20 protein-coding genes are annotated in these 23,979 nt (G+C 73.2%); 13 read left to right on the forward strand and 7 right to left on the reverse strand.

The features are described from left to right. Positions 1-2: 2 nt before the first annotated feature. A complete protein-coding gene (locus tag ACH4FX_RS39855; RefSeq protein ID WP_398486415.1) occupies positions 3-881 on the reverse strand; it encodes an acyltransferase domain-containing protein in 879 nt (292 codons plus the stop codon). Between the two features lie 479 nt (positions 882-1,360). Between ACH4FX_RS39855 and ACH4FX_RS39860 the strand changes: the two genes are divergently transcribed. Beyond that, positions 1,361-4,804, forward strand: a complete 3,444-nt coding sequence (locus ACH4FX_RS39860) for an ATP-binding protein (RefSeq protein WP_398486416.1) — start codon at positions 1,361-1,363, stop codon at positions 4,802-4,804. Between the two features lie 382 nt (positions 4,805-5,186). After that, positions 5,187-5,426 (forward strand): chaplin, encoded by a 240-nt coding sequence (locus ACH4FX_RS39865; RefSeq protein WP_398486417.1) that lies wholly within the window; start codon positions 5,187-5,189, stop codon positions 5,424-5,426. 126 nt (positions 5,427-5,552) lie between these two features. On the opposite strand, the gene ACH4FX_RS39870 is transcribed toward ACH4FX_RS39865, so the two are convergent. After that, positions 5,553-6,395, reverse strand: a complete 843-nt coding sequence (locus ACH4FX_RS39870; RefSeq protein WP_398486418.1) for an SDR family NAD(P)-dependent oxidoreductase — start codon at positions 6,393-6,395, stop codon at positions 5,553-5,555. Positions 6,396-6,465: 70 nt separating this feature from the next. Further along, positions 6,466-7,557, reverse strand: a complete 1,092-nt coding sequence (locus tag ACH4FX_RS39875) for a glutamate--cysteine ligase (RefSeq protein ID WP_398486419.1) — start codon at positions 7,555-7,557, stop codon at positions 6,466-6,468. A gap of 400 nt (positions 7,558-7,957) precedes the next feature. Here ACH4FX_RS39875 and ACH4FX_RS39880 point away from each other — a divergent pair, with 400 nt between their 5' ends. Together ACH4FX_RS39880 and ACH4FX_RS39885 are read left to right on the forward strand one after the other, a co-directional pair. After that, positions 7,958-8,134 carry a hypothetical protein gene (locus tag ACH4FX_RS39880; RefSeq protein ID WP_398486420.1) on the forward strand — a complete coding sequence of 59 codons (177 nt, stop codon included), beginning with the start codon at positions 7,958-7,960 and terminating at the stop codon, positions 8,132-8,134. Between the two features lie 74 nt (positions 8,135-8,208). Then, the gene (locus ACH4FX_RS39885) at positions 8,209-8,367 is read left to right on the forward strand and encodes a hypothetical protein (protein ID WP_398486421.1); all 159 of its coding nucleotides are present in this window, start codon (positions 8,209-8,211) and stop codon (positions 8,365-8,367) included. An 88-nt stretch (positions 8,368-8,455) separates the two neighbouring features. On the opposite strand, the gene ACH4FX_RS39890 is transcribed toward ACH4FX_RS39885, so the two are convergent. Beyond that, on the reverse strand, positions 8,456-9,910 hold the full coding sequence (locus ACH4FX_RS39890) for a glyceraldehyde-3-phosphate dehydrogenase (RefSeq protein ID WP_398486422.1): 1,455 nt from the start codon (positions 9,908-9,910) through the stop codon (positions 8,456-8,458). Between the two features lie 205 nt (positions 9,911-10,115). Further along, positions 10,116-11,216, reverse strand: a complete 1,101-nt coding sequence (locus ACH4FX_RS39895; RefSeq protein ID WP_398486423.1) for an NADH:flavin oxidoreductase/NADH oxidase — start codon at positions 11,214-11,216, stop codon at positions 10,116-10,118. A 472-nt stretch (positions 11,217-11,688) separates the two neighbouring features. On the opposite strand from ACH4FX_RS39895, the gene ACH4FX_RS39900 reads away from it, so the two are divergent. The 6 genes from ACH4FX_RS39900 to ACH4FX_RS39925 all read left to right on the forward strand — a co-directional run bounded on the left by ACH4FX_RS39900 (position 11,689) and on the right by ACH4FX_RS39925 (position 17,728). Continuing rightward, positions 11,689-11,958 (forward strand): GlsB/YeaQ/YmgE family stress response membrane protein, encoded by a 270-nt coding sequence (locus ACH4FX_RS39900; protein WP_398486424.1) that lies wholly within the window; start codon positions 11,689-11,691, stop codon positions 11,956-11,958. Positions 11,959-12,141: 183 nt separating this feature from the next. Then, positions 12,142-13,239, forward strand: coding sequence for a WD40/YVTN/BNR-like repeat-containing protein (locus ACH4FX_RS39905; protein WP_398486425.1), 1,098 nt, complete (start codon positions 12,142-12,144; stop codon positions 13,237-13,239). A 245-nt stretch (positions 13,240-13,484) separates the two neighbouring features. Further along, complete coding sequence (locus ACH4FX_RS39910) at positions 13,485-14,162, forward strand: uracil-DNA glycosylase (RefSeq protein ID WP_398486426.1); 678 nt, start codon at positions 13,485-13,487, stop codon at positions 14,160-14,162. Between the two features lie 22 nt (positions 14,163-14,184). Then, positions 14,185-15,255: a phospholipid scramblase-related protein gene (locus ACH4FX_RS39915; RefSeq protein ID WP_398486427.1), complete on the forward strand. Its 1,071-nt coding sequence runs from the start codon at positions 14,185-14,187 to the stop codon at positions 15,253-15,255. Next, positions 15,248-16,258, forward strand: a complete 1,011-nt coding sequence (locus ACH4FX_RS39920) for an N-acetylglucosamine kinase (protein ID WP_398486428.1) — start codon at positions 15,248-15,250, stop codon at positions 16,256-16,258. The genes ACH4FX_RS39915 and ACH4FX_RS39920 overlap by 8 nt, the downstream gene beginning before the upstream one ends. Positions 16,259-16,858: 600 nt before the next feature. Further along, positions 16,859-17,728 (forward strand): sirohydrochlorin chelatase, encoded by an 870-nt coding sequence (locus tag ACH4FX_RS39925; protein WP_398486429.1) that lies wholly within the window; start codon positions 16,859-16,861, stop codon positions 17,726-17,728. A 91-nt stretch (positions 17,729-17,819) separates the two neighbouring features. Here the strand turns inward: ACH4FX_RS39925 and ACH4FX_RS39930 are convergent, their stop codons facing one another. Next, on the reverse strand, positions 17,820-18,875 hold the full coding sequence (locus tag ACH4FX_RS39930; RefSeq protein WP_398486430.1) for a lactonase family protein: 1,056 nt from the start codon (positions 18,873-18,875) through the stop codon (positions 17,820-17,822). A 100-nt stretch (positions 18,876-18,975) separates the two neighbouring features. Then, entirely contained in the window at positions 18,976-20,487 is a 1,512-nt protein-coding gene (locus tag ACH4FX_RS39935; RefSeq protein WP_398486431.1) for an FUSC family protein, read from the reverse strand. Positions 20,488-21,149: 662 nt separating this feature from the next. Here ACH4FX_RS39935 and ACH4FX_RS39940 point away from each other — a divergent pair. The 3 genes from ACH4FX_RS39940 to ACH4FX_RS39950 all read left to right on the forward strand — a co-directional run bounded on the left by ACH4FX_RS39940 (position 21,150) and on the right by ACH4FX_RS39950 (position 23,843). Then, positions 21,150-22,454 carry a YeeE/YedE family protein gene (locus ACH4FX_RS39940; protein WP_398486432.1) on the forward strand — a complete coding sequence of 435 codons (1,305 nt, stop codon included), beginning with the start codon at positions 21,150-21,152 and terminating at the stop codon, positions 22,452-22,454. Positions 22,455-22,600: 146 nt separating this feature from the next. Continuing rightward, on the forward strand, positions 22,601-23,080 hold the full coding sequence (locus ACH4FX_RS39945; RefSeq protein WP_398486433.1) for an Lrp/AsnC family transcriptional regulator: 480 nt from the start codon (positions 22,601-22,603) through the stop codon (positions 23,078-23,080). Positions 23,081-23,105: 25 nt separating this feature from the next. Then, on the forward strand, positions 23,106-23,843 hold the full coding sequence (locus tag ACH4FX_RS39950) for an HAD family hydrolase (RefSeq protein ID WP_398486434.1): 738 nt from the start codon (positions 23,106-23,108) through the stop codon (positions 23,841-23,843). The last annotated feature ends 136 nt before the right edge of the window (positions 23,844-23,979 follow it).

Here is a 23,979-nt window from a genome sequence, read left to right on the forward strand (position 1 = left end):
TCTCAGGTCCTGTTTCCGTGGGGAGCGGGCAGGGCGGTGGCGGTCCGGATCTTCTGCACCATGCGCAGCAGGGCGGTGCCGCCCACCTCTTCGCATTCCGTCGCGGGATCGACGGACAGGAGGTGGCGGACGCTGTCGGTCCAGCGCACCGGTTCGACCAGTTGCGCGCCCAGCGTGGGGACGATGGCGCCTTTTTCGTACGGCCGGCCGGTGACGTTGGCGATGACCGCGGGATCCGGGTCCGCGAAGGTGAATTTCCGCAGGAATTCCTCGAATTCCGCGCGGGCGGGGGCCATGTAACGGGAGTGGAAGGGCGCGCTGACCCGGAGCGCGGCGAAGCGGATCTTCCTGCGCTCCAGGGCCGTGTGGAGGGTGCGCAGCTCGGCGGCGGGACCGGCCACGACGATCTGCTCGTCGGTGTTGTGGCCCGCCACGTCGATGCCGTCGATGCCCTCCTGGGCGAGGATGTCGTGCAGCCGGGAAGCGGGGGTGTGCATGACCGCCGTCATTCCGCCGCCGGAAGCCGCGGCCATGAGTTCACCGCGTTTCCTGACGAGTTGCAGGCCCGTCTCGAAATCGAATGCGCCCGCCGCCAGAAGGGCGTTGTATTCGCCGAGGCTGTGCCCGAGATAGCAGTCGGCCTTCCGGTCCTCGCGCCGGGTGCGTTCGAAGGTGTGCAGCGCGTTGACGGTGTAGAGAGCGGGCTGGGTGTACTGCGTCAGGGAAAGCAGCCCTTCGGGGTCGTCGCGGCACAGTGCGACGAGGTCGTATCCCAGGAGGTCGCACGCGAACCGGGTGAGACCTGGATAGCGTCCGAAGACGTCCGCACCCATGCCGCGGAACTGCGCCCCCTGGCCGGGGAAGAGGATCGCTAAGCGCACGGCACCTCTCAGCGGGTCGCCGGCCGGCGGGCGGCCGGGGGTCCGGTATGCCGGGCCGGGGCACCGGGCCCGGGCCCTGCGGCACCGTCCGTGCCGCGGTGCGCCGGACGGTGGCCGGCGCGGCTGTCGTGGCCTTCTGTGTGCATGTCGTCCCTGTTCGCGAGGTGGTTACCGGTTCGGTGCGACGCACCCGCCCGGAACCGGTGACGGGGGTCGGCCGGCTCGGCGGACGGTCGGCGGCCATCGTGCGTCAGCCCCCTTGCGGCCCCCTTGTCCGGCGGCTGGCCGCCGCTTGCCGGTCACCCCGCCGCGGCTTGCCGCTTCCTTGTCGTTCCGCTTGCCGGTGGCTTGCCGATGGCTGGTTGCCGATCTTTGAACACTCCGCCACATATGCCATGATCACTTTCCGGATGGACCCGGTTACAGTCCGGCACGTCCCCCCCTGCACAGCCGCCGGCGTGAGAACGATTGGGACCGACATGTGCACACCCCACACCCCGCCCCCCACACCCCTGCCGCGCAGCCCCGGCACCACCGGGCCGGTACTGCGCGTCCTCGGCCCGATGTCGGCACGGCTCGGCGGGGAAGACCTCCCCCTCGGCCCGCCGCGACGGCGGGCCCTGCTGGCCCTGCTGCTCATCCGACTTGGCAGAGTCGTCCCCACCGAACTGCTCATCGAGGAGCTGTGGTGCGACGGACCCCCGCGGCACCCCGTCGCCACCTTGCAGAGCCATCTGTCCCACCTGCGCCGGGTGCTCGCTCCGGCGGCGGGGCAGGGCACCTCCTCCGTCCTGCGCTACCAGGCGCCCGGGTACGTCCTCCAGCTCGCCCCTGAGCAGGTCGACGCCTTCCGCTTCGAGCGCATGGTCGCCGACGGACGGCAGTTACTGGACCGGAGCGACCCGCGCGGCGCCCGCGACCGGCTCACCGAAGCGCTGGAGCTGTGGCGGGGCTCGCCGTACACGGAGTTCGGCTCCCAGCCGCCCCTCTCCGACGAGACCGCCCGTCTGGAACAGGTCCGGCTCACCGCGCTGGAAGCCTGCGCGGAGGCCCGGCTCGCGCTCGGCGCGGCCGAGGAGGTGGCGGCCGAACTGGGCCTGGAGGTACGCCGCCACCCGACCCGCGAACGGCTCGTCGGGCACCTGATGACGGCGCTGTCCCGCCTGGGACGGCAGGCCGAGGCGCTGGAGCTCTACGAGCGGACGCGCAGCCACCTGGTGGAGGAGTTCGGCGTGGACACCGCCGTCGAACTCCAGCGGGTGCACACCGCCATCCTCCGCCAGGAGCTGGACGACGGCGGCCCGGCGGACGGCTCCGCCCCCGCCGCTCCGGCCGCCCCGGCCCCACCCGCGCCCGGTCCGGCCGGGCCCGGCCCGGCCGTACGGACGCAGGAGGCCGCGGCAGCACCGGTCCGGGCCACGGGGGGCCACCGGCCGGCGTGCGGTCCGGGCACCGGAGCGCCGGACCGGGGCGCGGCGGTGACGGGACCGGTCAGGAGCGCGCGGGCAGCGGCGGCGCCACGCCGGGCGCACGGGGCCGGCCGGGCCGCACCGGTCCGGGCCGTGCCCGCGCCGGACGACTGCCCGGCCGCCGAGGAGAAGGCGGCCCCCTGGCCGTTCACCGGGCGCGACCAGGAGCTGCACCGGCTGGTCACCGCCTCGGCCGGCGCCGTCACCGGTGAGGGGCACGTGGCCTGCGTCCTGGGCGCCGCCGGGGTCGGCAAGACCCGGCTGCTGATGGAGCTCGCCCCCGCGCTGGAGGCCGGCGACGACGCGCTCGAAGTGGTCTGGAGCCACTGCTTCCCGGGCGAGGGCGTACCGCCGTACTGGCTGTGGACCCAGGTGCTGCGCCGCTTGTCGGCCACCCGGCCGGAGGCCTTCCGCAGCGCGACCGCGCCGTTCGGCGCCCTGCTCGCCCCCGTCATGCCGGAGCGGTCGGCGGGCCCCGACGGGCAGGGGCACGAGGACGACTGGGCGCAGGCGCGCTTCCTCACCCACGACGCGGTGTGCGAGGTGCTGCTCACGCTGGCCGCCGAACGCCCGCTGGTGCTGCTCCTGGAGGACCTGCACTGGGCCGACGCCGCCTCCCTCGACCTGCTGCGGCTGCTCGGCACCCGCCGCCAGGGACAGCAGATCAGCATCGTGCTGACCGCCCGGGAGTTCGAGGGCGACTCCGACGCCACGATCCGCCGGGCCCTGGCCGAGGTCCTCAGGAGCCCCCGTACGGAGTCGCTGCGGCTCGGCGGGCTGTCCCGCAGCGCCGTCGCCGCCCTGGTGGAGGCCCAGGCCGGGCGCGGGGTCGGCGCCGACGTCATCGAGGCGCTGCATGAGCGCAGCAAGGGCAACCCGTACTTCGTCATGCAGCTCCTCTCCCTCCTCGGTGACGTGCGACGCCTGCACGACGCGGGCGCCAGCGACGTCCTGCTGGCACAGATACCGACCGGTGTGCGCGAGGCGCTGCGCCAGCGGTTCGCCGGGCTGCCGGAACCGGCCCTGCGGGTGCTGCGGCTGTGCGCGGTCATCGGCACCGAGATCGACACGGACCTGCTGCACCGCACCGCCGCCGAGGACGAACCGGTCGCCCCGGCCCTGGAGACGGCGATCCGGGCGGGCCTGCTCGGCGAGGACCCGCACCACCCCGGGCGGCTGCACTTCGTGCACGCCCTGGTCCGCGAAACGCTCGTCGACGTCCTCGCCCGCAACGAACGCCACCGGCTGCACGCGCGGGTGGCCGGGGCGCTGTGCGAGCGCGGCGGCGGGCAGGTGGGGGACGACGAGTACGAGCGGCTGGCCCACCACACCTGGCACGCGCAGGACGCGCTGCCGGCCCGGCAGGCCCTCCCCCGGCTGCTGCGCGCCGCCGAGCAGGCCGAACAGCAGCTGGCGTACGAGAAGGTCGAGACCTGGCTGCGCCGGGCCGTCCACCTGGCCGGGCTGCTGCCGCGGGACGACACGTCGGCCCGCGCCCTGGAACAGCGCCTGTACGTCCAGCTCGGACAGCTGCTGGCCACCGTGCGCGGCTACGGGGACGCGGAGGCGGAGGCGGCGCTCAGCCGGGGCCGCGCCCTGGGGGCGGTCACCCACACGCCCGAGGACCCGTCGGTGCTGTGGGCGCTGTGCGCGGCGTACCTGGTCACCGGCCGCTACGACGAGTCCCGGCAGTTCTCCCGGCTGCTGCGGGACATCGGGGGCCGCACGCGCCACCCGGTGGCCCAATTGGGCGCGGCGTACGGCAAGGGCGTCGCGCTGCACGTGCGCGGCCGGCTGCCGGAGGCGCTCGCGGAGCTGGAGCGCGGCGTCGGACTGGCGGACCGGTTCGCCCGCGAAGGCCGCAACCTGGCCCGTACCTTCCAGCACGACCCGCGCGTCTCCTGCCGTTCCTACAACGCCTTCACCCACTGGATTCTGGGCGACCGCGACACCGCAACCGGGCGCCGCCGGCAGCTCCTGGCCATGACCGCGTACGAGAGCAGGCCCTCCGACCGGTCCTTCGCCCTGTACGTGGACGCGGTCCTGGCGGCCTGGGAAGGCGATGCCGACACCGCGCACGCCTCCGCCGCCGAGGGCGCGCGGGTGGCGGGGGAGCACGGGCTCCTGTACTGGAAGGCGATGCTGCGTTTCACCGAGGGCTGGGCCCTGACCCACCTGGACCGCGACGACGCGGGCCTCGCCCTGATGGACACCTCGCTCACCGAACTGCGCCCCTCCCGGACCCAGTTGCGCCTGCCCCTCCACCTCGGCCTGCTCGCCCAGGCCCAGCACCACGCGGGCCGCCGCGACGACGCCACCGCCACCCTTCGCAAGATGCTCGCCGTCATCGAGCACCGCCGGGAGCACGTGTACCTCCACCCCGCCCTCCCCGCCACCACGCTCCTGCACGACCTCCTGGGCCGCCACATCACGGACACCGCCCTCTCCGGCTGACCTCGCGGCCGTCGGCGGGCCGGTGTGACCCCGTGGTGGTGACCGGGCTTAGGAAAGCGTTAGCCCGCCCTCAGCTCGCCCTTGCCTGTCCTTTCGGCATCGCCGCACTGGCGGCCACGGCGGTACCGGCCGGTGCGGCGGTGTCCGGCCCGGGCGCGGACGCCCCACGCCGTACCGGCCGCCCGCCGCCACGTCCTCGTCGGGGAATTAATACGCTGATTCGATTCACCCTAAATAGAGTGAACGCCTTCCGTTTCGCACGACAAACCGTGCCGGCATCGGGTTGATTGGTCTCGGCGGCCCTCCAGCCGAGGCGGCGGGCACTCCATGTCCCCCGTCAGGCCGCCGGTCCCGATTTCTCAATTCCGAGGAGCAACATTCCATGTCGCGTGTCATGAAGACTGCCGCTGCCGCCGCGGGAACCTGCGCCATCCTCCTGGGCGGGGCGGGCCTCGCGGCTGCCGACTCCGGTGCCCAGGGCGCGGCGCTGAACTCGCCGGGCGTGGTGTCCGGCAACACCGTGCAGGTCCCGGTGCACGTGCCGGTCAACGTCTGCGGTAACAGCATCAACATTGTCGGCCTGCTCAACCCGACGTTCGGCAACACCTGCGTCAACGACTGACGTTGACTTTCTGATGCACCCCGCCCCGGGCGACTTTCCGGGGCGGGGTGCCGTGCGATTCGGGTGCGGAGCGGCTGGCCGCTCCGCACCTTTCGCCGTGCCGAAAGCGGTCGCCCCGGACCTGCCTCACGCCCCCGGCGGCGGCAGCAGCGTCGGGTTCTCCCCCGCGAGGATCTGCCGCGTGCGGTGCTGTATGTGCTCCCCGTATTCGGGATGCGTCAGCACGTAGAAGCGCTCCTCGCGTATCGCCTGGAGGACCTGTTCGCCCACCACCCGTGGCGCGACGCCGTATTCCTTGAACGCCCGCCGTGCCTCGTCCACGGACCAGCCGCTCGGAGTCGGGCCCACGTCGGGGAAGCGGGACGGGCGGTTGCGTCCGGAAAGGTAGATGCGGGTGTCGACCAGACCGGGGCACAGGACGGAAATCCGGGGTTTCCAGCCGCCCTCGACGAGTTCCAGGTGCACCGTCTCCGAAAGGGACACCACGGCCGTCTTCGTCGCGCCGTACAGCGAACCGCCCGTCAGCAGGCCCGCCATCGAAGCGGTGTTGACGATGTGCGCGTCCTCGTTCTGCTCGATCATGACGGGCAGGAAAACGCGGGTTCCGTGCACGACGCCCATCAGGTTCACGCCGAGGATCCACGCCCAGTCGTCGAGCGTGCTCTGCCAGCTCGGCCGGCTGCCGGTGTGCACGCCCGCGTTGTTGCACAGCACATGAACGGCGCCGTACTTCCGCAGGACGGACTCGGCGAGCGAGGAGACGTCGTCCGCCACCGACACGTCCGCGACCACGGCGTGCACCTCGGCGCCGTCGGCACGCAGTTCGGCCGTCGTCGAGCGGAGAGCCGCCTCCTCCACGTCGCTCAGCACCACCCGCATCCCCGCGCCGGCGAACGTCTCGGCCATTCCGCGCCCGATGCCGCCGGCGGCGCCGGTGATCACAGCGACCTTGTGCTCCAGATCGTGCATTTCCCCTCCGATCTCGGCAGGAGCGCGCCAGGCCCGGGGACGCTGCCGCGGCAGAACCGCTCCGTCCGCCTCAGTCGAGCGTACGGCGGACGCATTCGGTGACCACGCCCTGGAGGCCGCCGGTGCGGCGCAGCAGCTCCCGCTGGACGCGGGCGCCGTTGCCCGTCTTCAGCAGGGTGGCCAGCGCCTCCTGCGCGGGCAGCACGTCGCCACTGTCCTCCAGGGCGTCGCGTACGTGGTCGAACAGGGCCCGTACGACGGCTTCGGCCGGGGCGGGCCGCATCGTGGCGGGGTGGATGAGCTCGCCCTCCAGGCCCGAGCGGGCGGCCCGCCACGTCGCCAGGCGCAGCAGCGCCACCGCGTGCCGGGCGGGCGGCACCCCGTCGCGCCACTGGCGTACCGCCGTCTCCACCAGGCCGCGGATCAGGGTCGCCAGCAGCACCGTGGTGGACGGGTCCAGGCACACGTCGGCGACCCGTACCTCCACGGTGGGGTACGACTGGGCCAGGCGGGCGTCGAAGTAGACCATGCCCGCGTCCTTGAGCACACCGCTGGCCGTCATGTCGCGCACCTGCGCGTGGTACCGGTCGGCCGTCCCGAACACCTCGACCGGGCCGGCCGACGGCCACCGCCCCCAGACCCGGTTGCGGTAGCTGCTGTACTCGCTGTCCTCGCCCTGCCAGAACGGGGAGTTCGCGCTCATCGCGAGCAGGACGGACAGCCAGGGCCGCATCCGGTCCAGGACGGCCACGCCCTCCTCGTCCGAGTCGACCGCCACATGGATGTGGCAGCCGCACGTCAGCTGCTCCTGGGCGGTGAGGCCGAAGTGCTCCGCGAGCCACCGGTGGCGCTCACCGGTGCCGATGGACGGGCTCACCTCCAGCGGCGAGGTGGCCAGCGCCACGACCGAGGCGTCCAGTCCTGCGGCGTGGCGTGCCGCCTCCGCCCGCCACCGCCGGATCTCCTTGTCCAGGTCGCCCATGTCCGTCTGCGGCCGGGTGGCGAATTCCAGCTGCTGCCGGTGCAGCTCGCTCTCGAAGACCTCCTCGTTGCCCTGCGGGTCCCGCGAGGCCGCCGCGAGGACCGCCGACGACAGGGCGCGCGGCAGTCCCGTCCGGGCGTCCACCAGCAGCAGCTCCTCCTCCACACCCACACTGCGCACGTCATCCACCCTTTCTCGGCGTCCGGGCCTCCCGGAATGCCGCTCGCATACCCCCGCCCGGGCGGCTCACGCCCTGGCCCGTCCCTCAGGGCCGATCGCCGGGCTGCGGTCCGCGGCCGAAAGCCGCCCACCGACCTGGCCAAGTCGTCCGCGGTACGGCTGCCGGTGGGGTCGTCGGAACCAGAATGGACGCCAGGTGACCGTGTGACATCCCATCTAGGGGACGGCGCGCCATTTCCGGACATTCTCCGAATAGCGGCGTGCTGATGTTGTGATGGGTGTACTCGGGCTGCATGCGGGGTGGTGTGGGTCGAGGAGCTGTTATGTATTGCAATCGGTGTGGTGCTCAGGTCATTCAGGGGCCGGACGGCGGCTGGTCCTGCAACTGTGGAGCGTCCGGATGACGGAAGCCGAACCAAGGCCCGGCGGCGCGGGCACCGGGGATCCGGCCGGGGGACGGCCGGAGTACTTCACCACGGCCCCGTGTCCGCGCTGCCAGACCGCCAACGACGGGCTCAACGGCCGCTTCGCGTGCGACGCCTGCGGCCATGCGTATTCCTTCCACCTGCCGGCGTGACGGTCCGGGGGGGGACGCACGACCGCATAGCACACATCCTCGTTGGATACCCGCGAGGCGGGTAGAAGACTTTTGTGGAATATGTGGTGGTGTTGCTGCTCGCCTCGGTCCTGGCCGGCGGGCTGGTGGTGTTCGTCATAGAAGCCGGCCTCCGGCGCACGCGGTCCCTGACCGCCCGCGACGAGCAGGAGGCCGGCGAACCGCACCGCCGCTACGGGGAGGGACGGTGGTGACGTCTCCGATTCCGGGGACGCCTCCCCCGTCCGCCGCGCGCGGCGGGTCGGCCGCCCGCCGGATCACCGGACGGGCGGCGGACCGGCGTCAGGCCACCGGGGCCGGGTAGGTCGGGTACTCCACGCCGGAGACGTACTGGACGACCCGGATCACCTGGCAGGAGTAGCCGAACTCGTTGTCGTACCAGAGGTAGAGGATCGCGTTGTCGCCGTCGACCTTGGTGGCGCCGGCGTCGACGATCGAGGCGTGGCGCGAGCCGATGAAGTCGTTCGAGACCGCGTCGGGAGCGCTGGTGAAGTCGATCTGACGCCGCAGCGGCGAGGTCAGCGACACCTCACGGAGGTGTTCGAGGACCTCGTCGCGGCTGGTCTCGCGCGCGAGCTGGAGGTTGAGGATCGCGATCGAGACGTCCGGCACCGGGACGCGGATCGAGCTGCCGGTGATCTTCGCCTGGAGGTCGGGCAGCGCCTTGGCGACGGCGGACGCGGCACCGGTCTCGGTGATGACCATGTTGAGCGGCGCCGAGCGACCGCGGCGGTCGGCCTTGTGGTAGTTGTCCAGCAGGTTCTGGTCGTTGGTGAACGAGTGGACGGTCTCGACGTGGCCGCGCAGCACCCCGTACTCGTCGTCCATCGCCTTCAGCGGCGGGACGATGGCGTTGGTGGTGCAGGACGCGCAGGACAGGATCCGCTCGTCCGGCTTGATCGTGTCGTGGTTGACGCCGTGCACGATGTTGGGGACGTCGCCCTTGCCCGGCGCGGTCAGGACGACCTTGTCGACGCCGGGGCGCAGGTGCTTCGACAGGCCCTCGCGGTCGCGCCACTTCCCCGTGTTGTCGATGAGGATGGCGTCCTTGATGCCGTACGCCGTGTAGTCGACCTCGGTGGGGTCGTCGGCGTAGATCACCTTGATCTCGTTGCCGTTGGCGACGATGGTGCGGTTCGCCTCGTCGACGGTGATCGTGCCCTGGAACTGCCCGTGGATGGAGTCGCGCCGCAGCAGCGAGGCGCGCTTGACGAGGTCCTCGGCGGCCCGGCCCCGGCCTCCGCGGACGACGATGGCGCGCAGCCGCAGGCCGTTGCCGGAGCCGGCCTTCTCGATGAGCAGGCGGGCGACGAGCCGGCCGATCCGGCCGAAGCCGTAGAGGACGACGTCGCGTCCCTCACGGCGCTCGATCTTCTCGGCGCCCGTCGCGCCCGCGACGGCCTCGGCGGTGAACGCCTCCACCGACAGGCCGCGGTCGTCGGCCTGGTACGTCTCGGCGAGCCGGCCGATGTCGATCTGGGAGGGGCCGAGGTCGAGGTCGGTGAGGGCCCGCAGGAACGGGAACGTCTCGGTGACCGAGAGTTCCTCGCCGGCTATCTGGCGCGCGAATCGGTGCGTCTTCAGGATGCTGACCACCGACTTGTTCACCAGGGAGCGGCTGTGGAGCAGGACCGTGACGTCCCGTTCCCGGTGCAGCTTCCCGATGATCGGGATCATCGACTCCGCGATCTCCTCGCGGTTCTTCCAGTTTGTGAACGAGTCCTCGTTGACAGTCACAGATCCATCTTTCGAGCTAGGCGGTGCTCAGATGCTAACCCCACCGCTCTTTCGTTGCGCACGGGGTACCGGGAAGGGGCCGGCCCGCTCCGCATTTTTTCCTGTTCATGACAAGCAAGCCGGGACGGCGGCCCCTCCGCGCAGGCGGGCGCCGCTCGTGCGGACGCGCCGTGCCGGGCGGTCCGGCACGGCGCGTCCGCGCAGTTCAGGAGCGGTGGTACGGGTTGGGGACCTGGATGTCGGCGCCCAGTTCGCGGGCCGCGTTGCGGGCGAAGTACGGATCGCGCAGCAGCTCGCGGCCGATGAGAGCGGCGTCCGCCTGGCCGTCCACGATGATCTTCTCGGCCTGCTGGGCCTCGGCGATCAGGCCGACCGCGCCGACCGGCAGCCCGGTCTCCTTCTTGACCCGCTCGGCGAACGGCACCTGGTAGCCGGGGCCCGCGGTGATCTTCGCGTCCGGGGCGTTGCCGCCGGTGGAGGTGTCCAGCAGGTCCACGCCGTGCGCCTTCAGGTCCGCGGCGAAGCGCACGGTGTCGTCGGCGGTCCAGCCCTCGCGCGCGTCGTCCGCGTTCTCCGAGAGCCAGTCGGTCGCCGAGATGCGGAAGAACAGCGGCAGCTCCTCGGGCCACACGGCCCGTACGGCGTCCACGACCTCCAGCGCGAAGCGGGTGCGGTTCTCGTAGGAGCCGCCGTACTCGTCCGTGCGCCGGTTGGTGAACGGCGAGAGGAACTCGTTGATCAGGTAGCCGTGCGCACCATGGATCTCCGCCACCTGGAAGCCGGCCTCCAGCGCCCGCCGCGCGGTCGCGGCGAACTGCCCGACGATCTCCTTGATCTGCTCGGCCGACAGCTCCTCCGGCGCGGTGGACGCGTCGTCGAACGCCAGCGGGCTCGGGCCCACCGGCTGCCACCCGTGCCCCTGGCCCGGGGCGATCGGGGCACCGCGGTCCACCCACGAACGCTCGGTCGAGGCCTTGCGCCCCGCGTGGGCGATCTGGATGCCCGGGACGGACCCGTGCGCCTTCAGGAAGTCGGTGATACGCCGGAACGCGGCGGTCTGCGCGTCGTTCCACAGCCCCAGGTCGTACGGGCTGATGCGCCCTTCCGGGCTCACCGCCGTCGCCTCGGTGAGGATCAGCCCGGTACCGCCGGCGGCCCGCGAGGCCAGGTGCTGGAAGTGCCAGTCGTTGGGCACACCCTGTTCCGGCCCGTCCGGCGCCGCCGAGTACATGCACATGGGAGCCATCCATATGCGGTTGGGAATGGTCAGCGACCGGAGGGTGAGGGGCTCGAACAGTGCGCTCACGACGGACTCCCGCGTTCGGTGATGCTTCTCCTTGACGGTTCGTACGATAGCTCTCGTAGTACGGGGTCTGTCAAACTACGATGGTTCTCGTACATGGCGGGCGGGGGCATGGCACGAGAGGGCGCCTCGGCGAGGCCCTGCGCGCACGGAAACGGGGCCGGTCCCCGATGGATCCGGCCCCGCACGTCGTACCGCGACGGCAAGCAGCCGCCCGCCCCGCACCGCCCGGCCCGCGACGTACCCCCGTACCGCCGCGACCGGCGTTCCGGTCCCGGGGCGTCGCCCCGGACCTGCCGGCCCACGATAGGGCGCCCGGCTCCGCCCGTACGAACGATTTTTCCCGCCGCGGGACCGAGACACGTCGCGCACCGTCGCACAGAGAAGTCAACCCCTTGTGGTGTTTCGATCCGCAAAACCGGGAAACACCAGTCTCGAAGCGTTTTGATCTTATTTATGGGCGAGGTGAGCTGCCATGGGAATCATCGCGTGGGTTCTGATCGGGTTGCTGGCGGGTGCGATCGCGAAGGCGCTGATGCCCGGTAAGGACCCGGGCGGATGCCTCGTCACCATGCTGATCGGCATCGTCGGCGGACTGCTGGGCGGCTGGCTCGGCAAGGTGATCTTCGGTGTGGAGTCGATCAACGGGTTCTTCCACCTCTCGACGTGGATCGCGGCCATCGTCGGCTCGGTGATCGTCCTGGCGATCTACCGCATGACCCTCGGCCGCAACCAACAGCGCTGAACGCGGCGCCGCACCGGCGTCACGGCAATCGGCCGGCTCCCTGGCGACAGGGGGCCGGCCCTTTGCGTGGGAGCCCGGAAAAGGGCTCCGACCTGCGCGGACGGTGTGCCGAAGGGCCGTTGTCAGTGGTCGGGTGCAGACTGAGCCGTATCGGAGACAACGGCGTCCCGGAGGTGTTCGGACATGACATCCGGCAAGGCAGACGTGCTGCTCGCGGTGGGCACGCGCAAAGGGCTCTTCATCGGCCGGCGACGGCACGGCGACTGGGAGCTGAGCGGTCCGCACTTCGCCGCGCAAGCGGTGTATTCCATCGGTATCGACACCCGCCGTCCGACGCCCCGGCTGCTGGCCGGCGCGGACAGCGCGCACTGGGGCCCCTCGGTCTTCCACTCCGACGACCTCGGGGAGACCTGGCGGGAACCGCCCCGACCGGCCGTCAAGTACCCGCCCGATACGGGGACTTCACTGGAGCGGGTGTGGCAGCTCCACCCGGCCGGACCGGCCGCCCCCGACGTGGTGTACGCCGGGACGGAGCCCGGCGGGCTGTTCCGGTCGGCGGACGGCGGCGAGACGTTCGAGCTCGTACGTTCCCTCTGGGACCACCCGACCCGCGAGCAGTGGGTGCCCGGCGGTGGCGGCCTCGCGGTGCACACGGTGATCACGGACCCGCGGGACGCGGACGCGGTGACGGTCGCGGTGTCCGCCGCGGGCGTGTTCCGCACGACGGACGGCGGCGCGAGCTGGGCCCCGTCGAACAGCGGTGTGAAGGCCGTGTTCCTGCCGGACCCGGACCCGGAGTTCGGGCAGTGCGTCCACAAGATCGCGCAGGATCCGGTGAACCGCGACCGGCTCTACCTGCAGAACCACTGGGGCGTCTACCGCAGCGACGACGCGGGCGCGCGGTGGACGGACATCGGCGGCGGCCTGCCCTCCGACTTCGGGTTCGCGGCGGCCGCCCATCCGCGCCGGGCGGACGTCGCGTACGTCTTCCCCATCACCGCGGACATCGACCGGGTCCCGGCGGAGCACCGGTGCCGGGTGTACCGCACCGAGGACGCCGGCACGAGCTGGGAGGCGCTCGGCGACGGCCTGCCCCAGGAGGACCACTACGGCACGGTGCTCCGGGACGCGCTCTGCGTCGACGGCTCCGACCCGGCGGGGGTCTATTTCGGCAACCGCAACGGGGAGGTCTTCGCCAGCGCGGACGACGGCGACAGCTGGCGGCAGCTCGCCGCGCACCTGCCGGACGTGCTGTGTGTACGGGCAGCCGCCGTCGGGTGAATCGGGACGGGCGAAGCGGGGCCGGGAGCCCGGGAACGGCCCGGGAACGGCCCGGGGCGGCACGGAGCGGTTCGGAACGGCCCGGGGCGGCACGGAGTGGGCCGGGGCGGCACGGAGTGGGCCGGGGCTGCCCGGCGCGGACGACCGTACGAGCGGAGGTGAGCGGCCGGAACAGAGGGGGAACGCCGGGGTGGTGTCGGGCCATCGGTTGAAGAGGACCGCCTTGCGGCCAGTAGGGTGACGGCGTGGCTGCACGACCTCTTCATGAAATCGTCGAACCCGGCTGGGCCAAGGCACTTGAGCCGGTCGCCGGACAGATCGCCAAGATGGGCGAGTTCCTGCGGGCGGAGATCGCCGCGGGACGTACCTACCTCCCGGCGGGCAGCAATGTGCTGCGCGCCTTCCAACAGCCCTTCGACGACGTACGGGTGCTCATCGTCGGGCAGGACCCGTACCCGACACCCGGGCACGCGGTGGGGCTGAGCTTCTCCGTCGCGCCGGACGTACGCCCGCTGCCCGGGAGCCTGGAGAACATCTACCGCGAGCTGGCCTCCGACCTGGGGCTGCCGCGGCCGTCCAACGGTGACCTCACGCCGTGGACGCGGCAGGGTGTCCTGCTGCTCAACAGGGCGCTGACGACGGCGCCGCGCAAGCCCGCGGCGCACCGGGGCAAGGGCTGGGAGGAGGTCACGGAGCAGGCCATCAGGGCGCTGGTGGCGCGGGGCCGCCCGATGGTGTCGGTGCTGTGGGGCCGCGACGCCCGCAATCTGCGTCCGCTGCTCGGCGACCTGCCCGCGGTGGAGTCCTCGCACCCCTCCCCCATGTCGGCCGACCGGGGCTTCTTCGGCTCGCGCCCGTTCAGCCGGACCAACGACCTGCTGGTGCGGCAGGGCGCACAGCCGGTGGACTGGAGACTGCCCTGAGCCTGCGGGATAGTGTGCCCGCATGACGAACGCGAACATCCCTGCGGGCTGGTACGCCGACCCGCAGGGCACGCCCGACCGGCTGCGCTGGTGGGACGGCTCCCGGTGGACCGAGCACACGCACCCGGGGCAGCAGGCCCAGGCACCGGCCCAGCACCAGGGGCAGGCCGCCCGGCAGGCCGTACCGGCGCAGGCGGCCCAGCAGACGCCGCAGCAGGCACAGCAGGGCGGGCAGCCGTACGGACAGCAGGGGTACGGCCCCCAGCAGGGCGCCGGGCAGCCGGTGCCGCAGCAGTACGCGCCGCAGGCGGCCCAGCCGGTGGCGGTGGGTCAGCAGGCACCGGCCGGGCACCAGGCGCCCGCCGGTCAGCAGATGCCCGGCGGACAGCCGATGCCGGGCGCGCAGCCCGGGTACGGGCAGCCCGGCGACCCCGGCAAGGTGCAGTACCAGGTGCAGCAGCAGGCCGGTGTCGTCCCCACCGCGCAGGGCGGCGGGACGCTGTTCACCGAACCGGTCCTGGTGGTGAACCAGAAGGCCAAGCTGATCGAGGTGACGAACGAGTACAGCGTCTTCGACCAGCACGGCAACACCCTCGGCACAGTCGTCCAGGTCGGCCAGAGCACCGCGAAGAAGGTACTGCGGATCGTCTCCAGCCTCGACCAGTACATGACGCACCGGCTGGAGATCCGGGACGCCTACGGGCAGCCGCAGCTGGCGCTCACCCGCCCGGCGAAGTTCATCAAGTCGAAGGTGCTGGTGGAGCGGCCCGACGGGCAGCCGGTCGGCGAGATCGTGCAGCAGAACGCCATCGGAAAGATCAACTTCGCGATGATGGCGGGCGGGCAGCAGATCGGCGCCATCAAGGCGGAGAACTGGCGGGCCTGGAACTTCGCCATCGTCGACCACACCGACACCGAGGTCGCCCGGATCACCAAGACCTGGGAGGGCCTGGCCAAGACGATGTTCACCACCGCGGACAACTACGTCCTGCAGATCCACGTCCAACTGCCCGAGCCGCTGCGGAGCCTGGTCGTCGCCACGGCGCTGACCGTGGACACCGCCCTCAAGCAGGACGCGCGCGGATTTGGCTGAGCCGCGGGGCAGTGCGGCGGACCGGGCGCCCGGCCATGTCCTCGGCGTGGACTCGGGCGGTTCCGGCCTGCGGGTCGCCGTCGCCCGTGCGGACGAGAGGGACGCGCGGCCGCTCGCCTCGTACACCTCTCAGGAGCCCATCGGCACCGGCCCGAACGGTATGGACGCCCACCAGCTGCTCAAACAGCTGGTGCCCGCGGCCCAGGACCTGATGCGGGACACCGGTGCGCGGCAGCTGGACGCGGTGTGCGTCGGGGCGGCCGGCATGGCGTCGCTCGGCGGCGAACTGCGCGCCGAGCTGCCCGCGGCGCTGGCCGAGGCGTTCGGTGTACGGCGCCTCGCGCTGGCCGCCGACGCCGTGACCGCGTACGCGGGGGCGCTCGGCCAGGCGCCGGGCGCCGTCGTCGCCGCCGGTACCGGCGTCATAGCGATGGGCACCGACCTCTCCCCGGCGGGCGGCTGGCGCCGCGCCGACGGCTGGGGCCATCTGCTGGGCGACTGCGGCAGCGGCGCCTGGATCGGCCGGGCCGGGCTGGAGGCCGCGCTGCGCGCCCATGACGGGCGGGCCGGCGGTTCGGCCGCGCTGCTGGCCCGTACGGAAGCCGTGTTCGGTCCGGCGGCGGAGCTGCCCGGGATGCTGTACCCGCGCACCGACCGGCCCGCCGTGCTGGCGTCCTTCGCGCCCGAGGTCGCCGCCTGCGCCGGGCACGACGCCGTGGCGTCGGCGCTCCTGAGCGAGGCGGCGCGGCACCTCGCGGAGGCGGCAGCGGCGGTCTGTCCCCCTGCGGCGGGCAGCGCGGTGGCCTTCACCGGCGGCCTGCTGCACCTGGGGGAACCGCTGCTGGCACCGCTGCGCACAGCGTTCGGTGAGCTGCTGCCGCACGCCCGGCGCGTCGAGGCGGCGGGCGAGCCGCTGAACGGAGCGCTGCGCGTCGCCGCGGCCCTGGCCACCGACCGGCTGCGGCTCCCCACGGACGGAAAGCTGCTGCGGGTCACGCGGTAGGCGTGGACGGCCCGCCGGACCGGACGGTCCCGCCGTGTCCACGTGTCCAGTAGGTGGACAGGCTGCTCGCCCAGTGGAAAGAGTGCGGGCGGGGCGGCTGTGGCGGGTTCCGGCGGCCCGGGAAGCCGGGGCCCGTACGGCCCGCAAGCACGATCCAGGCGGTACGAGCAGTGGGCCCCGTAAGCCGTACCCGCCCCGTAAATCCCGAAGTCGCCACGGTTTGTCCCGATGACTCGATGCGTCTTCCTGGCGCGGACCGCGAAAGACCGCGCTGCACGGTTGGCGCCGGTGCGTTCGAGGGGCGCGGAAGGGACGGAATGCGCGGGGCGCGCGGACAGGCGTCCGGACGGCGCGGTGCGCCCCGTGCCGGGCCGCCCGCCGTGCCGCCGCATGTCCGCCGATCCGGCCTCTGACCTGCCCTTACGCCACGCGGGACAATTCGGGACGGATACCTCCCGACCGAGCCCTCCCGCCACGCGGGGGACCTCTGAGGCGTTAGCATGCGACGCCATGAGTTCCCCCACTGGGCCCGCACCCGGCTCGTCCCGCTTTGACGAAGTTTCTCCGAGCTCGGGCGCCGCTTCCGGCCTGCCTGTACGAATGCCGCGTCCCCGGCAGTCCGGTCGGCACCGCCGGCCGGAGCCCGTCGTCGCTCCCGAGGGCGCGCCCGCCCTGGTCCTCGCCGTACCCGGCGCCCCCTCCGCCGCCGCGCGCGGCCTGGCGGCCGAGGTGACCAGCATCGCGCGCGCCGAACTGCCCGGCCTGGACGCCCGGGTCGGCTACGTGGACGGCGGCGACGAGGAGTTCCCCGCACTGGAGGCCGTGCTCGCGCAGGCCGCCGCCGAGCACAAGGCCCGTACCGGCGACGGTTCGCAGCCCGAGCAGCAGGGGCCGCCCGCGGTGGTCGTCCCGCTGCTGGCCGGGCCGGACAGCGCGCTGCTCCGCCGGATACGCCAGGCGATCATGAACAGCGGTTCGGCCGCCGAGCTGACCGATGTGCTCGGCCCGCACCCGCTGCTCGCCGAGGCACTGCACGTCCGGCTCTCGGAGGCCGGGCTGGCCCGCGCCGACCGGGCGCGCCTGTTCACGGTCGCGACGGCCGCGGACGGCATCATCCTCGCCACCGTCGGCGGCGAGGAGGCCGTGCAGGCCGCCGGGATCACCGGCATGCTGCTGTCCGCGCGTCTGGCCGTGCCGGTGCTGGCCGCCGCGCTGGACGAGGAGGGCGCCATCGCCCGGACGGCCGACGAGCTGCGTTCCGCTGGCTCGCAGCAGCTGGCCCTGGCCCCGTACCTGATCGGTCCCGAGATCGCCGACGGCCTGGTGGGGGCGGCGGCAGCGGAAGTGGGCTGCTCGGCGGCGGAGCCGCTGGGCGCGTACGGCACGGTCGGCCGCCTGGTGCTGTCGAACTACGCGACGGCGCTGGGCATCAAGCTCCAGTCGGCGGGCCAGGGCACGCCGGTACGGTGACCACCGCGTAACGCAGGGCCGCTCCCCACACCGGGAAGCGGCCCTTCGGCTCACCGGGCCCGCGCCATCCGTACGCGCCGCCCCGCCCGCCTCAGACGAACACGACGCACGAAGCGGCCGGCACCTCGATCGCCCCGCCGCGTTCCGGCATGCCGGTGCGGGTGTCGATGGCGAACCAGGTCACGTCCCCCGAGCGCTCGTTGGCGGCGTACAGATACCGGCCTCCGGGGTGCAGCGCCAGGTCGCGGGGCCAGTGGCCGCCGCACGGGACGGTGGTGACCAGGGTGATCCGCTCCCCCGACGGGTCGATGGCGAGGACCGAGATGCTGTCGTGCCCCCGGTTCGCCGCCCAGGCGAACCGCCCGTCGTGCGAGACGACCAGCTCGGAGGGGTAGTTGTCCACCGCGTCCCCGAGCATGTCCGGCGGCAGGATCGCCGTCTCGGTCAGCGGGGTGAGGGTGCCGGTGCCGGCGTCCCAGCGGCAGGGCGTGACCGTCGAGGCCAGCTCGTTGACGACGTACGCGTGGCCGCCGCGCGGATGGAAGGCCAGGTGCCGGGGCCCGCTGCCCGGCCGCAGCGGCACCTCGTGACGCACCGCGAGTTCCCCGCCCGCCGCGGCGAGTTCGCAGACGCGTACGGAATCGGTGCCCAGGTCGACGCTGAGCAGCCGGCGGCCGGCGGGTTCGGGCACCACCGCGTGCGCGTGCGGGCCCTCCTGGCGGTCGGGGTGCGGGCCGTCACCCTCGTGCCGGAGCACGGCGGCCGGTTCCGCGAGGCTGCCGTCGGCCCGTACGGGCAGCGCGCTGACGCTGCCGGAGCTGTAGTTGGCCGTCAGCAGGTGCCCGGCCCACAGGGCGAGGTGTGTGGGGTCGCTGCCGCGCACCGGTACGGGCCCGCCCAGCAGCTCCGGTCCGCGCTCCGTGAGCGTGAAGGCGGCAGCCGCGCCGTCGGACGTCTCGCTCACCGCGTACAGGTGGCGTCCGTCGGGCGCGGGGACGAGGTAGCTGGGATTGCCGACCGCGTCCGTCGTGTGCAGCGGGGTCAGGGCGCCCGACTCCGCGTCGACCGCCGCCGTGACGATTCCGCGCCCGCCCGCGGACGTGAACGATCCGATGTACGCCCGCCGCCCGCTGCCTGTCGTGTCCATCGGCTCCCCGCCTGCCCTTCGTCCGCCCTGCGCGCCGTATCGCGTGGTACGCGCCGACGCTAACAGCCTGCCGGGGGCCGTCAGGAGGACTCGTACGGCCTCAGACGTCGGCCAGCGGAGCGCGCGGGTGGCTGCGCAGGGGTGTGGCGAGGTCGGTCAGGGCCCGTTCCAGGCTGTGCAGGTGGGCGAGCGCCGGTTCCAGGGCGGGCGGGTGCGGGACGGCGGCCGTGGCGGCGGCCGTCGCCTCGCGGGCCCGTTGCGGTGTGGTGAGTGCTTCGACGGCGGCTTCCACACGCTGGCAGGCGGCGGTGAGGCGGGCGTCGTGGGACGCCTCGGGGTCGGCGGCGATGGACGTCAGCCCGCGGACCTCACGGGCGCAGTCGTCCAGCAGCGCCAGCACCCGCCGCGCCCGCTCCTTGCGCGCCCGCATCGGGGCCAGCGGGTGCACCAGCGGCGAGAGGGAGAGCCGTACCCGGCGCAGCAGCTGTTCCAGCTCGGCGACGCGCGGCGCGGGGTCGGCGGTCTCGTCGCCGGCGATGCGGGCGGCGGCCTCGGCGGTGCAGCGGTGGACACAGCGCAGGGCGCGCTGGATCCAGGCGTCCGTCGTGGCGTGGGTGGTGACGGGCAGCACCACGAGGACGGCCAGCACCGCGCTCAGCGCGCCGACGCCGGTCTCCGCGAGGCGCAGCGCGAGCAGTCCGGGGTCCAGGACGCCGAGCAGCCCGTACAGCAGGCCGACCAGCAGGGTCACGGCGAGCATGTTCCAGGTGTAGGAGACCGGTGAGGCGTAGAAGATCGAGAAGACGCAGACGGCGATCAGCGCGGCCGTGGGCACCACGGCACCGTGCAGCGGTACGGCGATCAGCAGGCCGGCGGGGATGCCGAGGAGCGTGCCGAGCATCCGGCGGAAGCCGCGGACCACGGTCTCGCCGCGCGAGGCGGTGTTGACGAAGATCCACCAGGTGGCGCCGACGGCCCAGTACCAGCGCTCGTGGGAGAGCAGCTGGCCCACCGCCAGGGCGAAGGCGCCGGCGGCGGTCGCCTGGAGCGCCTGGCGGGTCGTCGCGCGGGCGAGTCCCCGGCCGCCGGGGAGGGCCGGGAGGGCGGGCGGGGGCGTACGCCGCTCGTAGCACCACAGGCCGAAGCGGACGACCGAGCAGGCCAGCAGGGAGAGCGCGGTGGCCGCGTACAGCTCGGGCAGCTGCTCCGGGACCGTCCGCAGGAACTGCGCCTCGAAGAACGACATGAACGCGAAGATGCCGAGGGCGTTGCCGCGCGGCCCCCACCGGCGGGCGTAGACGCCGACGCCGACCATGGCGAGGAACGCCGCGTCCCGCACCAGGGGGAGGTCGTGCAGCAGCGCGGCGGCGGCGAGCACCGGGAAACCGGCCAGCGGCAGCAGGGCCGTGGAGACCAGCTGCCCGCGGACCGTCGTGTCCGCCACCGTGAAGAGGGCGAGCAGCGCGGCGAGTCCGCCCACCACGACGCCGACCAGCGAGTGCCCGACGAGGCCGCACACGGCCACCGCCGCGGCGACGCCCAGGACGGCCCGGGCGGCGCTGCGCAGCCGCAGCCGCCCCGGGTCCGGCGCCACGAACACCCTCTTCAACACGGTTTCCCACCCCTCTGCGGTTCGGCTCGGTCCATCGGCCGCGGATCCGGCCCTGCCGTGCAGCGCCGCTCTCCGCACCAAAAAGGCGCCGCGGAATCCGCAGCGCCATCGACAGCCCTATGACAACATCAACACTGCCGTTGGCTCAACAGACTCCCTGAACACTGAGCCATTGGCCCAGCCTGAGCGCGATCAGACGGGCCAGAAGGTGGCCAATGGCGCGGCCGGTGCCCGCATCTGGCGGAACCGGCGGATCCGCACGCGGCCGGTACCCCGGGCCCGAGGCCGCCCCGACGCCGCACGGAAGCAGCCGGTACGCCGCCCTGACACCGGACGGGAACACCCCACCCCGTCTCACCTTCGCGTCCACATTGCGGAACGGCCTCACCGCGTGCATCCCCCACGCATTACTCTCGACGGCATGTCCGCACCCGCACGCCTCCTCTGTCTCGCGCTCTTCGCGAACTCGGCCTGGTGCGTCGACGACGGGCTCTGTCCCCGCTGAAGCCCGCCCGCCGACGCCGTACGGCACGGCGTCGGCGCAGGTGATCCCGCCTCTCCTCCCCCGGTCGTTCCCGGGGTGAGGTGCGCCTGCGGCACCCCGGGCACCTCCGCGTGCCGTGCCTCCCCCTCTCCCCCCGCTCACCTTCACGGAGCCCGCTGTGACCACAGCACCCCCGGATCCGGTCGTCGATCCGATCGCCGGAGCTCCCCGTCCGGCCACCGCCCTGCTCGCCCCCTCCCCCACCTCCGTGCCGCGCCCGGCCGCTCCCCCGGCACCGCCGGTCCGCCGGGTGCCGCTCGCCGTCGGTCTGCTGCTCGCCGTGGCACTGACGGGCTTCGTCTTCGCCTCGTACGGCGCCGAACCCGGCGTCCTGCTGGTGCTCGGGCTCGGACTGGGTGTGGCGCTGTTCCACTCGCGGTTCGGGTTCACCTCGGCGTGGCGGCAGTTCATCGCCGTGGGCAACGGCTCCGGGCTGCGCGCCCACGCGCTCCTGCTCGGTACGACGGCGACGCTCTTCGCCCTGGTCATCGGGACCGGCAGCGGACTGTTCGGCTCGGTGCCCGCACCGTCCGGCGGGCCGCTGGGCGTGGCGCTGCTCCTCGGCTCGTACGTGTTCGCCGTCGGGATGCAGCTGGGCGGTGCCTGCGCCTCGGGCACGCTGTTCGCGGTGGGGTCGGGGCAGACCTCGATCGTGCTGACCCTGGGCGGTTTCATCGCCGGTTCGACGCTGGCCGCCTGGCAGTTCGACCTGTGGAAGGACCTGCCCGCGTACGAGCCCGTGGTGTTCGCCGACCACATCGGCTGGTTCGGGTCGTGGGCCGTCACCCTCCTGGCGCTGGCCGTCATCGTGGCCGTCACCCGGGCGGTCCAGGCGCGCCGCAACCCGCCGCCGACCGGCCCGGTGCCGTCGGCGGGGTCCACGGCCGCCCGGGTGCTGCGCGGGTCCTGGCCGCTCGCGGCCGGTGCGGCGATGCTGGCGGTGCTGGGCGGCGGCGTGCTCCTCGTCTCCGGCGGAGCGTGGGGGGTGACCAGCGCGTTCAGCCTGTGGGGCGCGAAGCTGGTGAGCGCGTTCGGCGGGCACCCGGAGACCTGGACGTACTGGCAGAAGCCCGCGAACGCACACGCGCTGTCCGGGCCGGTGCTGGCCGACAAGACCAGTCTCACCGACATCGGCATCATGATCGGCGCGGCGGTCGCCGCCGCACTGGGCGGCACCTGGGCACTGCACCGGGGCACCCCGTGGCGCACCGCGGTCGCGGCCGTCGTCGGCGGCGTCCTGATGGGCGTCGGCGCGCGACTGGCCGGCGGCTGCAACATCGGCGCCTACCTCGCCGGCATCGCCTCGGGCAGCCTGCACGGCTGGACCTGGGGCGCGACGGCCCTGCTCGGCACCTGGGCGGGCCTGAAGCTGCGGCCCGTCTTCCGGCTGGCCAACCCGAAGCCGGGGGACGGTGTCTGCTGAGCGCTGAGGGCGGGGCCCGTGCGCGGGTCCGGGCCGACGGTATCCGCCACCCCGCGCCCCGGCCAACGGTCCACTCCATCCCCTCGCCCCCGGGCCATTGGTACAGTCGCCGGACCCCGCCCCGCCCCCGAGGAGGCCGTTGGCCCATGGCCGTGGACACGCTCGATGCGAAGATCCTCCGGTTGCTGCTGGAGCAGCCGCGCACCAGCGTGCGGGAGTACGCCCGTATCCTCGGCGTCGCCCGGGGCACCGTGCAGGCGCGGCTGGACCGGCTGGAGCGGGACGGGGTGATCACGGCGTACGGGCCGCGCCTGTCGCCCGCCGCACTCGGCCATCCCGTACTGGCCTTCGTCCACATCGAGGTCACCCAGGGGCACCTGGTGGACGTGGCCGACGCGCTGGCCGAGGTGCCGGAGATCATCGAGGCGTTCTCGACGACCGGCGGCGGTGACCTGCTGACGCGGGTGGTCGCCCGCGACGCGGCGCACCTGGAGGACGTGATCCAGCGGCTGATCAGCATGCCCGGGGTGGTGCGCACGCGGACCGAAGTGGCCCTGCGCGAACGGGTGCCGCACCGGATGCTGCCGCTGGTCGAAGCCGTGGGCGGGACCGCGAAACCGCGCTGAGGAGCGACTTGGCATGCTGGGGGTCATGAGCATCTCCGCCAGCGCCTCCACCGCCCCGGCCGCGTCCGGCCCCGGCTCCCCCACCCCTGTGATCTTCGACCTGGACGGCACGCTCGTGGACAGCGAGCCGAACTACTTCGAGGCGACCCGCAACGTGCTCGCCCGGCACGGCGTGACCGGCTTCACCTGGGAGGACCACACCCGCTTCATCGGTATCGGCACCCGCGAGACGCTGGAGACGCTCAAGCGGGAGTACGCCATGGACGCGTCCCTCGACGAGCTGCTGGCCGGCAAGAACCGTGCCTACCTGGAACTGGCGCGGGCGCACACCGAGGTCTTCCCGGAGATGCGCACGTTCGTGGAGCTGCTGCACGAGGCCGGACATCCGCTGGCGGTGGCCTCCGGCTCCTCGCGGACCGCGATCGAGGCGGTGCTCGCCGCCACCGGCCTGGACGCGCAGCTGACCGTCCTCGTCTCGGCCGAGGAGGTCGGCCAAGGCAAGCCCGCGCCGGACGTCTTCCTGGAGGCGGCGCGCCGGCTGGGCGCGCCGCCCGAGGCGTGCGTGGTGCTGGAGGACGCGCCGCCCGGCGCCGAGGCGGCGCGCCGGGCGGGCATGCGGTGCGTCGCGGTCCCGTACGTACCGGAGACGGCGACGGACCCGGCCTTCGGCAGCGCCGGACTGTTCTTCCCGGGCGGCCAGAAGGAGTTCACGGCGGAGGCCGCGTACCGGTGGGTCAGGGCGGCAGGGGGCTACGGGAGCTAGCTAGTAGTGCTTCGTTAGCTCTGCCGATCGTGCCTGACCCAGAGCATGCTGGCAGGTATGAGGCTCGGGGAGGTGGAACGGCTCCGGGGCGAGTTGGCGGAGTTCGTTGCCGAGGTGTTCGGTTCGCTGCCGCGGC

Source organism: Streptomyces sp. NPDC018019 (assembly GCF_044327805.1).
GTDB lineage: Bacteria > Actinomycetota > Actinomycetes > Streptomycetales > Streptomycetaceae > Streptomyces.

Bases quoted from the DNA above. Each gene is read 5' to 3' on its own strand.
- ACH4FX_RS39900 (WP_398486424.1), top strand. From the start codon at position 11,689: ATGGGAATCATCGCGTGGGTTCTGATCGGGTTGCTGGCGGGTGCGATC.
- ACH4FX_RS39865 (WP_398486417.1), top strand. From the start codon at position 5,187: ATGTCGCGTGTCATGAAGACTGCCGCTGCCGCCGCGGGAACCTGCGCC.
- ACH4FX_RS39880 (WP_398486420.1), top strand. From the start codon at position 7,958: ATGACGGAAGCCGAACCAAGGCCCGGCGGCGCGGGCACCGGGGATCCG.
- ACH4FX_RS39870 (WP_398486418.1), bottom strand. From the start codon at position 6,395: ATGCACGATCTGGAGCACAAGGTCGCTGTGATCACCGGCGCCGCCGGC.
- ACH4FX_RS39905 (WP_398486425.1), top strand. From the start codon at position 12,142: ATGACATCCGGCAAGGCAGACGTGCTGCTCGCGGTGGGCACGCGCAAA.
- ACH4FX_RS39930 (WP_398486430.1), bottom strand. From the start codon at position 18,875: ATGGACACGACAGGCAGCGGGCGGCGGGCGTACATCGGATCGTTCACG.
- ACH4FX_RS39915 (WP_398486427.1), top strand. From the start codon at position 14,185: ATGACGAACGCGAACATCCCTGCGGGCTGGTACGCCGACCCGCAGGGC.
- ACH4FX_RS39945 (WP_398486433.1), top strand. From the start codon at position 22,601: ATGGCCGTGGACACGCTCGATGCGAAGATCCTCCGGTTGCTGCTGGAG.
- ACH4FX_RS39860 (WP_398486416.1), top strand. From the start codon at position 1,361: ATGTGCACACCCCACACCCCGCCCCCCACACCCCTGCCGCGCAGCCCC.
- ACH4FX_RS39925 (WP_398486429.1), top strand. From the start codon at position 16,859: ATGCCGCGTCCCCGGCAGTCCGGTCGGCACCGCCGGCCGGAGCCCGTC.
- ACH4FX_RS39950 (WP_398486434.1), top strand. From the start codon at position 23,106: ATGAGCATCTCCGCCAGCGCCTCCACCGCCCCGGCCGCGTCCGGCCCC.